At 65.7% G+C, this 13,544-nt stretch carries 11 protein-coding genes and 1 pseudogene; 2 read left to right on the forward strand and 10 right to left on the reverse strand.

From position 1 onward, the window contains the following. Positions 1-8: 8 nt before the first annotated feature. The 8 genes from ATB98_RS17460 to ATB98_RS17495 form a co-directional block, all read right to left on the reverse strand. Positions 9-2,183, reverse strand: a complete 2,175-nt coding sequence (locus ATB98_RS17460; protein ID WP_066875863.1) for a glycoside hydrolase — start codon at positions 2,181-2,183, stop codon at positions 9-11. Continuing rightward, positions 2,183-3,181, reverse strand: a complete 999-nt coding sequence (locus ATB98_RS17465; RefSeq protein WP_066875762.1) for a glycosyltransferase family 2 protein — start codon at positions 3,179-3,181, stop codon at positions 2,183-2,185. Before ATB98_RS17465 ends, ATB98_RS17460 begins: the two co-directional genes overlap by 1 nt. Positions 3,182-3,235: 54 nt before the next feature. Beyond that, positions 3,236-3,625 carry a VanZ family protein gene (locus ATB98_RS17470; RefSeq protein ID WP_066875763.1) on the reverse strand — a complete coding sequence of 130 codons (390 nt, stop codon included), beginning with the start codon at positions 3,623-3,625 and terminating at the stop codon, positions 3,236-3,238. Continuing rightward, positions 3,622-4,743 carry a glycosyltransferase family 4 protein gene (locus tag ATB98_RS17475; protein WP_234781935.1) on the reverse strand — a complete coding sequence of 374 codons (1,122 nt, stop codon included), beginning with the start codon at positions 4,741-4,743 and terminating at the stop codon, positions 3,622-3,624. Before ATB98_RS17475 ends, ATB98_RS17470 begins: the two co-directional genes overlap by 4 nt. Positions 4,744-5,200: 457 nt before the next feature. After that, positions 5,201-6,436 (reverse strand): glycosyltransferase family 4 protein, encoded by a 1,236-nt coding sequence (locus ATB98_RS17480; RefSeq protein ID WP_066875865.1) that lies wholly within the window; start codon positions 6,434-6,436, stop codon positions 5,201-5,203. 16 nt (positions 6,437-6,452) lie between these two features. Further along, entirely contained in the window at positions 6,453-7,199 is a 747-nt protein-coding gene (locus ATB98_RS17485) for a polysaccharide deacetylase family protein (protein ID WP_066875764.1), read from the reverse strand. Next, complete coding sequence (locus ATB98_RS17490; RefSeq protein WP_066875866.1) at positions 7,192-8,523, reverse strand: O-antigen ligase family protein; 1,332 nt, start codon at positions 8,521-8,523, stop codon at positions 7,192-7,194. The genes ATB98_RS17485 and ATB98_RS17490 overlap by 8 nt, the downstream gene beginning before the upstream one ends. A gap of 15 nt (positions 8,524-8,538) precedes the next feature. Then, positions 8,539-10,266, reverse strand: coding sequence for a GumC family protein (locus ATB98_RS17495; RefSeq protein ID WP_407695294.1), 1,728 nt, complete (start codon positions 10,264-10,266; stop codon positions 8,539-8,541). A gap of 222 nt (positions 10,267-10,488) precedes the next feature. Between ATB98_RS17495 and ATB98_RS17500 the strand changes: the two genes are divergently transcribed. Then, positions 10,489-10,737, forward strand: a complete 249-nt coding sequence (locus tag ATB98_RS17500) for a FitA-like ribbon-helix-helix domain-containing protein (RefSeq protein ID WP_066875765.1) — start codon at positions 10,489-10,491, stop codon at positions 10,735-10,737. 36 nt (positions 10,738-10,773) lie between these two features. After that, positions 10,774-10,971 (forward strand): annotated as a pseudogene (locus ATB98_RS30030) (type II toxin-antitoxin system VapC family toxin); the annotation flags it as partial. Here the strand turns inward: ATB98_RS30030 and ATB98_RS17505 are convergent. Further along, positions 10,968-12,116, reverse strand: coding sequence for a hypothetical protein (locus ATB98_RS17505; RefSeq protein WP_066875766.1), 1,149 nt, complete (start codon positions 12,114-12,116; stop codon positions 10,968-10,970). The pseudogene ATB98_RS30030 and the gene ATB98_RS17505 sit on opposite strands and share 4 nt — an antisense overlap. After that, positions 12,106-13,425 (reverse strand): lipopolysaccharide biosynthesis protein, encoded by a 1,320-nt coding sequence (locus ATB98_RS17510; protein WP_066875767.1) that lies wholly within the window; start codon positions 13,423-13,425, stop codon positions 12,106-12,108. Before ATB98_RS17510 ends, ATB98_RS17505 begins: the two co-directional genes overlap by 11 nt. Between the last annotated feature and the right edge of the window lie 119 nt (positions 13,426-13,544).

Raw genomic sequence — 13,544 nt, forward strand, 5'->3', positions numbered from 1 at the left:
GGCCCGCCTCATCCCTCCTCGACTTCCAGCAGGAAGTAGGTCGTCGGTCCGTAGGGCGTGTCGTTGGAGAGCCGGAATGCGACCGGCCCGCTTCCTTGATCGACCGGCGGATAGACGGTGCCGTCGAGGCCGACGGGCGAGACCTTCCACCGGGCCGCGGACCTCGACAGCGTGAGATCGACATAGCCCTTGCGGATCAGCACCGGCAGCTCGCCGAAATCCTCGATGATCTTCTCTTCGCTGTCGCGGAAGACCATGCCGGTATTGTGCGCATCGGTCGCGAAGATCAGGAGCAGGCGCCGGCTCGTCGCGAGCGCTTTCCCGGCGTCAAGCGCCGAGAGGGCGACAAGGCCGTTCCCGTCCGCCTGCTCGATGCGCATCTCACCGAGGTCGACCGGCTCGCGCAGGGAGGAGAATGCGGCAGCCTCGGTCCGGGGCGTCGAGAGCCGAAGCTGCCCCGACCGCCGGTCGAGCAGCAATTCTCCCGTATCACTCTGATGAAGCCCTCTTTCGCTGTCGGTGCGATTGTCCGACGGGAGCACGGCCTCACCCCGCAGCGCGTCGAGAATGTCCCTGGCACCTTGGGCGCGCGGCTGCATCACGCCGACCTCGCCATCGAACCGTTCGTCGGCCATAAGGCCGATACGCCCAACGAGCGCCAGCTCCGTCAGCCGCTCGGGTTCACGGGCTTGCATGTCCTCGCCCAAATCCGCCGCGCCGCGAACGGCAAAGGGAATGGTGACGGCGGAGGTGGCGACGTCGCCGCGCCGAAAGGCAAGTGCGGCAAGCGTCTCGCCGGCGCGTGCCACCGGGTCAAGCGCGATCGCGTAGGGGAGCATCTGCCTCTTGTGCGGATAGGGCTCGCCATAGGCGAGCACGATCGGCCCGTGGCCGTGCCGGCAGAGCACGTCCCAGCCCTGCAGCGCGGCGTAGGCGGGCATGACGAGCCCCGCCTCGTAGCGGTAGCGATTCCAGAAAAGGTGGTCGTATTCGCTGACGATGAAGGGCTTTCCGAGCCAGCGCGCCGCGGCGATCATCCGCATGTAGTTGGCGCCATCGGCGAGCGAGCTTGCCTGCGTCAGTGTGGCTCCGGGCGAATAGCCGCCGACCCAGTCGTGATAGGTGTTCATCGTCACGGCATCGAGATCGCGCCTGCTGAGCGCGGTCTGCACCGTCGGCCAATTGTTGTAGGTGCTGATCAGGCCGCTGTATCCGAGATCGCGCAGCGCCCTGCTCATCCGCTCCGCCGACGCCTGCTCGGTTTCGGTGAAGAAGGCCTGGAGATCGCGCATCCGCGGGCCATCTTCATAGCGGTTGGCCGGAAGCCTCACCGAGCCCGCCTCGAGCCGCTCCTCAGCACCGAGGTCGCCCCAGGCTTCCGCGAGCGCTTCCGTCGTGCGATAGCGCCCCGCCAGCCACCGGTTGAACGGTGCCGCCAGCGCCTCGCGATAGGCGGGATCGCCGGGCCGCTCATGCACGAGGCTGTCGAATTCGATGCCGTTCTCATTGGCGAGGATCACCACGGCCAGCGCATCGTCGCGGATGGTCGCGATACCGGTATAAGGATTGACGCGGGCGAGGAACTTTTGCTGCAGCGTCCTCCAGTGGGCGAAGGCGGCATCGTCGAGATGCAGCCGGAGCTTGAGATCGCCGTTCGCGTCCCATCGGTCGCCATGGCCGCCATAGGCGCCGCGCGGAGACGACAGCCCGTCGATGATCCAGTAGATGCCGTTGCGCTTGAGCGCCGCGAGCAGGTAGTGGACGCGGTCGAGCGTCTCCGGGTCGAAATCGAAATCCTTCTCTCTGCCGGCCATCAGGCTCGCATCGACGAAGTGCAGCCGGGCGATGTTGTAGCCGTGCATCGCCAGCTGGCGGGCATAGCGGTCGGCGCCTTGATGATCCGGAAAACCGCCCGAGGCCGGGCTCCAGGCGAGCGAGGCGCAAAGCATCCTGACCGGCTTTTCCGGCGCCAGGGCGAAGGCCAGCCGTCCGTCCGGGCCGGCGACGAGCCGATGCTCGGCGTCGATCACGGTGTTCGGCAGGAGAGAGGAGAAATCAAGCGGGCTGCCCGGCTGCACCTCGAGCGACACGTCGCGAACCGGCACCCATTGATCCGAGGCGCCGGCGGGCGGGGCCGCGCAGCTGATGAGAGCCGCCAGCAGCGCGACCGGCCAGGATTTCATCATGCCGGTTTCCCGAGGAGCCTGCTCTCGACCGGATCGCTCGGCCGCCGGCGGCGTCTCAGCAAGCCGACGGGAAGGGCGGCGGCGTGGAAGAACCAGGCCACGACCGTATAGAGCCCCATGCTGAAGCTCCGCTTTTTGAGACTCACGAGCAGGAGGACGCCCGCAAAGATCGCGCCGACCGCGGCGAACGCCATGAGCTTGTCGGAGAGGAACAGGATCAGCGCCAAAGAAAGGAGCCACCAAAGATAGACGAGTGCCCACAGCTTCAGTTCCGGCAGTTCCTTGAGGACCTGGCGGAAATAGGGCTTGCCGAGAGAGGCGCGCAGCAGCTCGCCGATGCCGTAGAGATACTTGCTCTTCCAGCGGCGAACGAGGAGGCGGTAGGAATTGACCGTATGGCCGAAGTGCTGGACGAAACGGCGGTCGAGACGATAGAGCCCCCATCCGGCGCTTCTCAGCCGGATGCCGAGTTCGAACTCCTCGTAGCCGTGCAGGTTCCGGTCCGAAAGATAGCCGACGGCCTCGATGGCGCTGCGCCTGTAGAGCCCGCCGCCGTTCATGCGGTCGATCGGACCCGCGCGGTTTTCGGGCGCGTTGCGACGCACGCGTCGGGCGAATTCCAGATTGGAAACATGCATCTCCTCGACATGCCCGGTGACGCCCCCGAGCGAGGGGTTGTCGGCGAGGAGTTTCAGGGCGGCATCGAGGAAGGCGGCGTCGAGCAGCATGTCGCCGTCGATGAGGCAGATATGGTCGCAGCGCGAATATTGAAATCCGAGCTGCGGCCCGATCCCGCAGCTCGGCAGCGCCGGCGGCGCGATCTGGGCGATGACGACGGGATATTGCGAGGCGATCTCGACGGTGCGGTCCGACGAGCCGCTGTCGGCGACGATGACTTCGCCGCCCTTGCCCTCGAGCGCCGCAAGCGCGCTTTCGATCGTTGCGGCGATCCGCTTCTCTTCGTTCAAGGTCTTGATAATAACGGATACCGTCAAGAGAGCCCCCGGATCGGCGAGGCGTGGCAGCGCAGGCGCCAGGCACCGATGTTTCTACCCGCGATAATTTGCGTTTTCGTTTACCGGCGCGCCGGCAATGCGGATGCGCGGCCAGCAACGGGTGAAGAGCCAACCGGCGCCGGCGCCGCAGCCGGCGCCGGCCATTTTGACTGAGAGGTCGATCAGCCGCGCATGGCGGTCGGCGGAAAACATCTGCATCAATTCGAGCCCGACCGCCGCCGCCAGCACGACCGCGAGGGCTGAGCCGGCGCGTCGCGGGTGAGCGATTGCAAACAGCAGGCCGAGCAGTCCGAACGCGCCGAACCTTTCGACCTGCACCCAGCTCCCGATATGCGGACGCATGGAGAGCGGCGATAGCGTCGAATAGGCGATGACGCCAAGGAGAAGCCAGGCGAGAACGGATGCGGCAAGCCTTACATTCATGATCGCCCGTCTTTCTTCGTCACGCCGGTGACCTCGCCATAGACGGCGAGCGTCTTCAGCGCGACGCCCGACCAGCTATAGGCCGCCTCGACCTTCTCGATCTGCGTAAGCACCTGCTCGCGACCGGGCGGATTTGCGAGCTTGCCGGCGATCGCCGCCGCGAGCGCCTCGATGTCTCCGAGCGGAAAATAGTCGTCCTCGGGCAGGCCAAGCCCGCGATTGGCGACGATGTCGCTTGCGAGGACCGGAAGGCCGTAGGCCATCGCTTCCAAAAGCGCGATCGGCATGCCCTCGTGGCTCGAGGGAAGCACGAAGAGCGCCGCATTGGCGAAGAGCTCCGCCAGGCGGTCGCCCGACTGGAACCCGGTGAGCACGACGCCCGGAACGCTTTGCGCCAGCGCCCTCACCTCGAGGGCGTAGGGCGTCTCGAACTCCGCGCCGCCGGCGAGGACGAGATGGAAGCCAGTATCGCCGAGTTTCGCGAATGCCCGGATAAGGTCCGCCTGCCGCTTCTCCGGCACCAGACGAGCCGCAAGAAGGACATAGCGGCGGCGCGTCAGCCCGAATTCGCCGAGGATGCCGGTTTCGCCGCGCGCCGCCGAAACGGCAACGCCGTTCGGCACGAGGGCCACCGGGACGCGATAGCGCTCGCTCATGGTGTCAACGATCTCGCCGGAGATCGCGATGCGGCCGTTGGCAAGCCGCATGCCGACCTCTTCGCCGAGCCGCAGCATTCGCCTGGCGAAGGCGCCCCATTTCTGCCGGTCGTAATCATAGCCGTGGTGGGTGACGACGACCTTCAGGCGCAGAAGCCGGGCAAGCGGCACGAGAAGCGCCGGGCCGATGGCGTGGATATGCAGGACATCGGGCCGGCGCCAGGCGGCGACGCAGACGCCAAGGAAGGTATGGACGATCGCTTCGAGGGCCATCAGGCGCGGCGCCCAGAGCGGGAATACGCGGATGCCGTTCCAGGAATAGGATGAGGGTTGCGGCAGGTAGCGCTGCCGGCCGATGATTTCGACGCTCCAGCCAAGCGCCGCGAGCCTCGATGCAAGCATCTCGACATGCTTCTCGACACCGCCCTGGACGTTCGGGATCCCGCGCAGGCCCAGCATCATCACGCGCCGGCGCCCCGCCGCGACGGGGAAGGACGAGGGACGACCGGCGAATTCCGGCGACACGACGGTCGCTGCCGGCGTCTCCTCCAGGAAGGCCGTCGTTGCGTTCGCCGGGACGGCGAGAAGCTTCCCGGCAAGACGTTCGGCGCCGGCCGCCGCATGGCCGGTATTCGCCGAGACCCCCGGCTGTTGCGCGCCGTGATCTCGCGAGACTGCAGACTGGCTACTCATGGTTGTTTTGCCCCGGGAGTTCCCTTTGGGCAGCTTTTACGGGCAGAGCACTTTCGGCCGCCGTAAGAAGTTCGCTAAATTTTTAGGAGATTGGCCGGAAACAGCACGTGCAACCGGCCGAGAAACACGTTTGGTGAAGATTTGGCTCGCTCGGCCCGGCTGGCAAATGAAGCCGCAGCGGTTCAGGAGGGCCGCGTCGCTTGCCTTTCGCGCACCGCGGCGCGTCTCAGGCGACACCCAGCGATGCATAGAGATCGAGCGTCCTCTCTCGGTAGGCGGCGGCGGAGAACTCGCTTGCGATCCACGCGCGGCCGGCGGCCCCCATGCGTGCGCGGGCGGCGGGCGTGAGTGCGGCCATGGCGCCGAGGGCACTGGCGAGTTCCTCGACGGCGCCGGAACGGGCGAGCATGCCCGTTTCCCCTTCCCTCACCATCTCCGGAATGCCGCCGATCGCCGCACCGATGACCGGGCGCTGGAGCGCGTAGGTTTCGAGGACGCTGATCGGCGCGTTCTCGTACCATTCCGACGGCAACACCAGCGCGCGGGACTCGCCGATCAGCCGGTGAAGGCTCTCGCCGGAAAGATAGCCTGCGAAGGTGACGTCGGCCCGAAGCCCGGCTGCCAGTTCCCGAAGGGGCCGCTCCTCGGGGCCGGTGCCGGCAAGGATCAGCCGCTGCTTCGAGAGAGCTGCGGCGCGGATCAATGTGGCAAGCCCCTTTTCCGGGGCGAGGCGCCCTGCAAAGACGAAGTAGTCGCCCTCCTGCCAGTCGCTCCTGAAGGCGGTGACGTCGACGAAATTGGGGATGTTCACCATCTTGTCGCGCGGCCAGCCCCATTCGGCGAGCTTCTCCAGGTAGAACCGGCTCGGAACGACCAGCCGGTCCACCTTGCCGCGATAGAGCCCGAGCAGCCGATGCAGCATCGTTTCCACGAGAACGACGGCGCTCAAGGGAACGGACCCCTTGATGCAGCGGTGGCGAAGCACATTGTAGACCTTGCCGCCCCGGCAGTCCTCGCAGACCCGCCCGTCGCGGAGCATCTTGTAGGAGGGGCAGGCAAGCTTCAGATCGTGGACTGTCATCGCCACGGGGATGCCGGCGGACTTCAAGGTGGAAAAGATCGCCGGCGAGAGGTGATGGTAGACGTTGTGGGCGTGGGCGATCGACGGGCGCGCGCGCTCGATGAGGCGGCCGATATTGCGCTGGGCCTCGACGGAATAGATGACGCTCGCGGCTTGTTGGAACTTCCGCAAGGGGCCGGTGCGCCGGCCATATTCGATCTCGGAAACGAAATAGTCCGACCAGGGCGAGGGCTCGTTCATGTCGTGCCGCATGGCAAAGGGCACGACATCCCAGCCGGTCTCGCCGAACATGCTCATGTGATCGAAGAAAACCGCCTCGGCGCCGCCGCGGCGATAGAAGTAGTTGTTGATCGCCAGCAGCCGCCTTGGGGTCCCGGGCATCGTCATCGCCCTCCCCCTACCATTCGAGCCGGTCCAGGGCCTGCTCGACGGGCAGCACGTGACAGCCCTTTTCGACGGCATGGCGGACGAGATGGTCGAAAGTTTCCGGCGTGCAGCCATAGGGCGTCGGCTGCGGGGCGATGTCATGGGTAAAGAAGATGAGCCAGCCGGGCCGCTCCAGCACCTCGTCTATCCATCGGGTCAGCGCCACGGCATGTCGCTCCGGCTGGCGGATCTCGACAGCCTTGAGCATCAGCGGGTCGACGGTCCCGCGGTTGATCGCCTCGCCCCCTGCCCGGCAGGTCCGATAGCGGCGGCGAAGCTCGGCGCGCGAGAGCGGCCAGGCAGCATTGTAGGGAAAGGCGAAATTCGTCGCGGCGACGCCGACGCTCTTCAGGTACGCCGCGTTGCGATCGAGGTCCGCGGCCAGGCCCGCGATGCTGCGAAGCCTGTGATGCGCGTAGGTATGGCAGCCGATCTCGTGTCCGCGGGCCACGAGTTCGCGACAGCCTTCCGGCGTGATCAGCGTCCGCTCCGGCTCGACCCGGCCGGCGAGCCCGCCGGCGATATAAAAGGTGCCGCGGGCGCCGTGTTTCTCCAGGATCGTCGCTCCCGCCTGCAGGGCGCTGTCGGGTACGTCGTCGAAAGTGAAGGAGACGAGCGGAACGCCCGTTTCCAATCGGCGCCGCTGCGGTGCGAGCCTCCAGATCACCCTGTTCGCCAGCCTGTCGACGAGCGAGCCGATCCTTCCTTCATCAAGCATGGGCGACACGCTTCCTTCTTGCCGGGACGATACCCTCCGCCAACAGGGCGGTCGATTGCAGGTGGAGCCCATAGAGGGCGAACACGAATGTGAACCAGATGAAACTTCCGCCTTCGAAGAAAAGGGTCTCCAGGCCGGCGTGGAAAATCGTGTAGAGCCAGATGCGGATGAACAGCCGCGTGAGAGGCGCCTGCTGGCGATCGGCGGGAATGCGCGCGATGTCGCGAAGCGGCAGCAGGATAAGCCAGGGCAGCGCGAGCAAGAGCCCCGGAAATCCGGCCGCCAGGGCGATGTCCAGATAGGAATTGTGGCCGTTGGCAGCGGCGACGGCCCAGGTCTCCACCGAGCCGCCGCTGTAGACGAGTTCCTCCGTCTGCCAGAACGCCCTGAAACCGTAGCCCGTCAGCGGCCGCTCGGAGAGCGCGGAGAAGGCGAAGCGCCAGATATCGGAGCGGTTCGTGAAGGTCGCGTCGATGCCGAGCCCGCTGATGAACTCGCCGAACGACCTGAAGACCGCGGAGCCCACGGCGAGAAGATTGAAGAGGCCGACGCCGCCGATGACGATCACGGCCCGCAGCGGCCGCATCTTTTCGAAGAGCCAGCCGAGCAGCAGGATGGCGGGAAGCATCGCCGTCGAAGTCTTGCCGCCGGTATTGACCAGGAAGAGGAACGACAGCACGAAGATCGCGAGGCCCGCGACGCGCGACCAGCTGTTCATGACGAAGAGGCCGAAAAAGGCGGCGAGCACCATCGCCGACGCCGCGCTGTTCTTGTGCGGAAAATGGCCGCGCCACAGGCCCGCATTCATCGGCTCGCGCAGCTCCGAGGCCTGATGGATGGCGAGCGTCGGCTTGAAGAGGATGCCGTAATAGGCGAAGGCGAGCATGATAAGCGTGCCGAGGCCGAGCATCCTGGCGAAATGGCGCTCCGAAGCGGGAAGCAACAGATAGATGCTGGCATTCACCGTCATCATCACCGAAAGGACCACGCCCTTGATGCCGAGCATCGGATGGGCGGAGATCAGCGAGACCATGAGGAACCAGGAATAGAGCACGGCGAGCAGCGCGCGCGGCTGCAGGATCATGCCCCGCATCGGATGCATGAGGCCGTAGCCGAGCAGTCCGGCCGACAGCAGGAGTGCGAAAATCTGGTTCAACCGGCTGGAATTGCCGGCGGAGGGGTCGAGCACCGCCTCGCCCGTCAGATCGACATAGGGATCGATCGACACCCACAGGAACAGGAAGACCGCCATGAACAGGAAGGAGCCGACGCGGCGCCTCATGGCATCCGGCTCACTCGCGTCCATGTAGGCGGTGCTGCTCATCGCCATGAGCTCCCGCTATGCCGCCACGGGCCTATTGCCGCGAACAAATCTCCACAGGCCGAGCGCGAGCGCCACGGCAATGCCCGTCATCAGCCCGAGGACGGCGCCGCCGATCAGCAGCACCACCGTGCGGGGCGGCCAGCTCCTTGAATTGGGCGGCACTGCACGGGAAATGACGCGGACATTGGTCGTGTCGATCTGCTGGCGCTCGGTGATCTGCCGGGCGCGCGCCAGGTGCGTTTCGTAGATCGTCGCCTTGGTGCGGGCGTCGCGCTCCAGGTCGCGCAGATGGACCAGCGCCTCGTTGTCGGTGAAGACGTTCGATTTCTCGGCGTCGGCCTTGGCCCGCAGCGTGTCGAGCGCCGCACGCTCCCGGTCGAAATCGGCCTTGGCGCGATCGGCGATGCGCCGGGCCTCGTCCTTGATGGCGGCCTCCAGCGTCGCCCGCTCCGAGCGGGCGGATGCGAGGCGCGGATGCCTTTCGCCGTAGATGCGCTGCATCGAGCCTATCTGCTGCTGCAGCGCATTGTACTGCTGGCGCAGGTTCGTCATGTTGGCGGATTCGAAGACCGAGGCGCTGGTCGTCTGGCCCTGCTGGATGGCGGCGCTCATCTGCCTGTAGCGCGTCTGCGCCTGGATGAAGCGTTGCTGGGCGTCGAGAACCTGGGTGTTGAGCTCGCTTGAAAGCTGGTTGCTGACGAGTTCGCCATTGGCCGATTGCAGGCCGTTGGCGCGCCGGAACTCCTCGACCTTCTGCTCGGCTTCGGTGACGCTCAGCCGCAATGCGTCGAGACCGGCGTTGAGGTTCTGGGCGACGCGGCCGGCGCTCTCGGCGGCCGATTGGAAGAGTTCCGCCTCGAAGGCTTCGACGAGCGCATCAGAGAGCGTGACGGCCTTCTCCGGCGTCTCGCTCCATATCTGCAGGACGACCACGAAGGAGCGTTCCTCCCGGCGTGCCTCGACCCTTTCGGACAAGGCGCGCAAGGCCGCCAGTTCCTTGTCCGCCTTGCCGTCTCCCGACGACAGGAGCGCCATCAGCGACGCGAGCGGCGACGGTTTGACGAATTCCGGATCCTCGGTGAGCCGCAGCTTGTCGATGACGCGCTTTAGCACGTTGCGCGATGTGAGTATCCTGAGCTTGCTTTCCACTTCTAGCAGTTGCGCGTCGCGCTGCGGGTTGGTGGTAAAGACGTCATCGCTGACGACGTTGAGGTTGGATGGATCGACGACGAGGTCGGTATGGACGGTATAGCGCGGCGTCGCGGTCACGGCATAGGCGAAAGCGGCGGCAACGCAGAGCACGAGGGCCAAAACGATGGTGCGGATCCCGTCGTGCAGCCAGCCGATGATATCGTCGAGACCGATCCGGCCTATGAGGTGAAGCCGCGGGAAGAACTCACCGACGGCGAAAGGCTTCCTTTCGGGAGCCTCAGCGATTGGCGGAACCAGCGCTTCCCGGCCGACGGTATTTTCCCCAGGTGTCGTGTTTCCATCGCCGCCGGCCGGCGCCGGCCTGGAGCGGGATGCGCTCACATGCGTTCGTGCCACCTCTCTATCTGTTTGTTGTTGCCGCATTTGTGCGACGTCGGGTGATTCCACCTGACTGCGAAATGCTCTGGGGACGGTTTCTGCCTCTTCCTCCACGATGGAGACAAGATCAAGCAGCGAGCCGGCCGAACGGAGCCGCTCGAAACGTCTCTCAAGGCGTAATCCCTGCTCCTCGGGCTCGCTCCGCCGATACATCCGTATTTCCCCACGCGCCCCCTGGAGCCACCAAAGAGCGCTGCCCTGCGTCAGCCGCTTGTTTCGCGTAGATTTAGGGTTGCAGGGTGAAGATTCGGTTAAGCCGGGCGGACCGGCGGTAACCTTTGATAAAAGCCGTAGGCGAGCTCTTACCCGGTGTCGAACCCTCTTGTAGCCGTGCAATCAATGCTAAATTGCAATCAATGATGAATGGAGATCGCCATGGCCAGTATGACGATTCGCAATCTCGATGACGGGCTGAAGCAACGTCTGCGTATTCGCGCTGCCGCGCATGGGCGCTCTATGGAGGATGAAGCACGGGACATCCTGCGCGCCGCCCTTTCAACTGACGAAGTACGGCCGAGCAATCTCGCTGCGGCGATGCGCGCGCGCATCGCGCCACTGGGGGGCGTCACGCTTGAGCTGCCACCCCGTGAAGCAACCCGGGATGTGCCGGATTTCTCTGCGTGATCGTTTTCGAACCAGCGTTCTTTCGGAACTGCTGGCCCCCTCGACAGCGAGGCGGCAGATGCCTACGGCTTTATTGCCGCTCGGCGTCGGAAGATCGGTCGCCCCATCAGCCAGTTCGACGCACAGATTGCCGCCATTGCGCTTTCGCGCGGAGCCACATTGGCGACCCGCAATGTCGCCGATTTCACTGACATCGGTGTCGTCGTCATCAATCCTTGGGATCATCGCCCCTAGAAAAAGTCTGTAAGCAGCCTGCTCCAGCTTTCCGACGCGAGGCCGCCGACATAGATGTCGTTGCGCTCCGCGGCCTGCCTGAGGTCGGCATGGCGGGTGATGAAGCAGAAATAGCCCCGATGCCGGAAGGAAAGCCATCGCTGGCGCGAGATCGCGTTCATCAGGAACGGTTGCGCCATGCCGACCGCGGCGGCGTATCCTTCCCCGTCGAGATGCGCGAACATCTCGGCTATGACGTCGAATTCGCGTCCTTCCTCGCAGAGCACGTTGAGCACGGTGGCCATATGGTTCGGCCGACCGAAGAAAAGGAAGGCGCCGATCGTCCGACCATCCTCCTCCACCTTCCTGCATTGCAGCGCGCCAAGGCTTCTGTTCAGCGACGCGACGCCGACGAGCCAGTCGAACTCACGCTTCGACCAGGCCGGGCGCAGCGAGAAGCGTTGAAGCATCGGCCCGGCGCAGCCCAGGAATTCATCGAGGCTCGCCGTCCGCGTCCGGCATCCCGGCGCCCGGGCGGGCATGACCGATGGGCTCCACCGGCGCAGCAGGCGGTCGAGCGGCCGTAACGCGGCCGCCAGAAGGCGCGAGCGCAGCAGCGGGAACCGCCCGCCCGCGACAATGGCGGCGCCGGCGAATGGCCGAAAGAAGCGCTGCCATTCGAGGCTCTGGACCGGGAGCACGATGCCGCCGCCTGCGACGCAGTGGTCCGCGCTCACCGGGGAGGCGTTGTCGGAAAAGCACAGCTCCTGGCGCGTCGCGCGCAGGCTGCGGGCGAGGCGCGCCGCACCGGCCGCGCCCGTCTTGCCGTCGACCATGAAGGCGCAGAGGAGTCGCCCGACGATGCGGCGGTCGCGGAAGGTGAATTCCATCGGCAACGACAGCATGGCGCTGTCAATACCGCCGGTATCGTTCTCATGCACGACGCTGCCGTGTTCCGGAGCATAACCGGGGCTGCCGAGGAATACGGCTTCCAGATAGCGGACGAGCTCGTCCCCGGGCTGGCTTTCCCGTCGCCGGAAGGCCCTGTTGAACAGCCTTGCGACCGCCGGGATGTCCGCCCGTGCCATCGCCCGCGCGCCCGAGCGGCGTGGTCGATCGCTGCTGGCTGCCGGATAGGGCGCGACCTTGCGCACTTCAACCGCCATGCGCGACGCCCGGTTGAAACGCCAGTGCGGCCCGTGCCCGATCGCGCTTGACGAGACGCAGGAACACGCCCCATGCGGCGGCCACCATGGCGATCTCGATGACATAGAAGGAGACGAAGGTGCCGACGGGCGGGGCATACCAGCTCGCCCAGGCGGCAAGGCCGGCCCCGACGACGCTTCCAAGGCCCATCACCGCGGCGCGCTCGGCGTGGTAGCCAGAGGCGCCCAGCGCCTCCACCGCCACCGACCAGATGGCGAGCGGCACGACGACCCAGCAGAGGTCCTTCACGAAAGCGACGAGAGAGACATAGTCGTGGCCGAAGAGATAAGGCAGCACCGGCGCCAGCAGGAAAACCGCAAGCGCCGCCGCAAGGCCGATGCCGGTTGCGGCAGCAAGGACCCGCAAGACCCTTTGCAGCGCATGGTGCAGGCCCGCCGCGGTGATCCTGGCGGAACCCGGATAGATCAGCCGGTTGAGGGCCTCGACCGAGAGGAAGCTGCTCTCGAGCATCCGCCGGGCGACGCTGTAGCTCGAGACGATCTCGGCCGTCGCGACGAGGCTGAGCACGAGCAGGTCGGCATTCTGCCGGAGGGCGCGCAGGATGAACGGAATGCTGAAATAGAGGCCCTGCGGCAGTTCTTCACGCACGATGGAATAGCGGGGCTTGCCCAAGCCGCTGATTGCACGGATGCAGGCGAGCGCCACGAGCACATGGCAGACGAACTGCCATACGGCCCAGGACGCCACGGTCGAGACGTTGAAGACGAGGCATGCGAGTGCCGCGGCAATCGTCCGTGCCACGGCGAAACCCACGACGACCTTGTTCGCGTTGGCGAAGTCGGAATGGGCGATGAATATCTGCTCGACGAGAACGATGATGCGGACGAGGACGATGTTGGTGACCAGCATCAGGGCGATCGCCGCGACGTTGGTGAGCGTATCCGCCGAGAGGACGAAGAAGAAGGGCAGGAGCACCACGCCGGCAAGCACCAGCGCCAGCCCGCTTGCCGCCGTCAGCAGGATGTTGTGGCCGAGCATCTCGGGATAGATCGCCCGGTCGCGGGCAACGCGGCGCACGAGGCATTCCATGGCGCCAAGTCCGCAGAGGTGAACCGCTATGCTGGCCACCGCGGTGACCGCGACGAAGACGCTGAACTCATCGACGCCGAGAAAGCGAGCGAGGATCGCAAAGGTGAGCAGCTGCGCTGCGGAGCTCAGGACGAGGCTGCCGCCGGAAGCGACATAGGACATGACCATCGGCAGGAACGGCTTGTATCCGCGCGGTTCGCTCACACCTTCCGAAGCCATTCGATCTGCCTTGACAATTCGCCCCTTGAACCCGGACGGGCTCGCGGCCTCCGCCGATTGCGGCGCAAACTAACACGCAGAAATGATCGCCCGGTTAACACGCGCGCCGCCTGCATTTC

Origin of the sequence: Sinorhizobium saheli (assembly GCF_001651875.1) — a bacterium.
Classification (GTDB): Bacteria; Pseudomonadota; Alphaproteobacteria; order Rhizobiales; family Rhizobiaceae; genus Sinorhizobium; species Sinorhizobium saheli.

What these genes read in the sequence shown, in the direction of transcription:
- ATB98_RS17460 (WP_066875863.1), bottom strand. Translation starts at nt 2,183, where the DNA reads ATGAAATCCTGGCCGGTCGCGCTGCTGGCGGCTCTCATCAGCTGCGCG.
- ATB98_RS17470 (WP_066875763.1), bottom strand. Translation starts at nt 3,625, where the DNA reads ATGAATGTAAGGCTTGCCGCATCCGTTCTCGCCTGGCTTCTCCTTGGC.
- ATB98_RS17475 (WP_234781935.1), bottom strand. Translation starts at nt 4,743, where the DNA reads ATGATGCTGGGCCTGCGCGGGATCCCGAACGTCCAGGGCGGTGTCGAG.
- ATB98_RS17480 (WP_066875865.1), bottom strand. Translation starts at nt 6,436, where the DNA reads ATGCCCGGGACCCCAAGGCGGCTGCTGGCGATCAACAACTACTTCTAT.
- ATB98_RS17485 (WP_066875764.1), bottom strand. Translation starts at nt 7,199, where the DNA reads ATGCTTGATGAAGGAAGGATCGGCTCGCTCGTCGACAGGCTGGCGAAC.
- ATB98_RS17490 (WP_066875866.1), bottom strand. Translation starts at nt 8,523, where the DNA reads ATGAGCAGCACCGCCTACATGGACGCGAGTGAGCCGGATGCCATGAGG.
- ATB98_RS17495 (WP_407695294.1), bottom strand. Translation starts at nt 10,266, where the DNA reads ATGTATCGGCGGAGCGAGCCCGAGGAGCAGGGATTACGCCTTGAGAGA.
- ATB98_RS17500 (WP_066875765.1), top strand. Translation starts at nt 10,489, where the DNA reads ATGGCCAGTATGACGATTCGCAATCTCGATGACGGGCTGAAGCAACGT.
- ATB98_RS17505 (WP_066875766.1), bottom strand. Translation starts at nt 12,116, where the DNA reads ATGGCGGTTGAAGTGCGCAAGGTCGCGCCCTATCCGGCAGCCAGCAGC.
- ATB98_RS17510 (WP_066875767.1), bottom strand. Translation starts at nt 13,425, where the DNA reads ATGGCTTCGGAAGGTGTGAGCGAACCGCGCGGATACAAGCCGTTCCTG.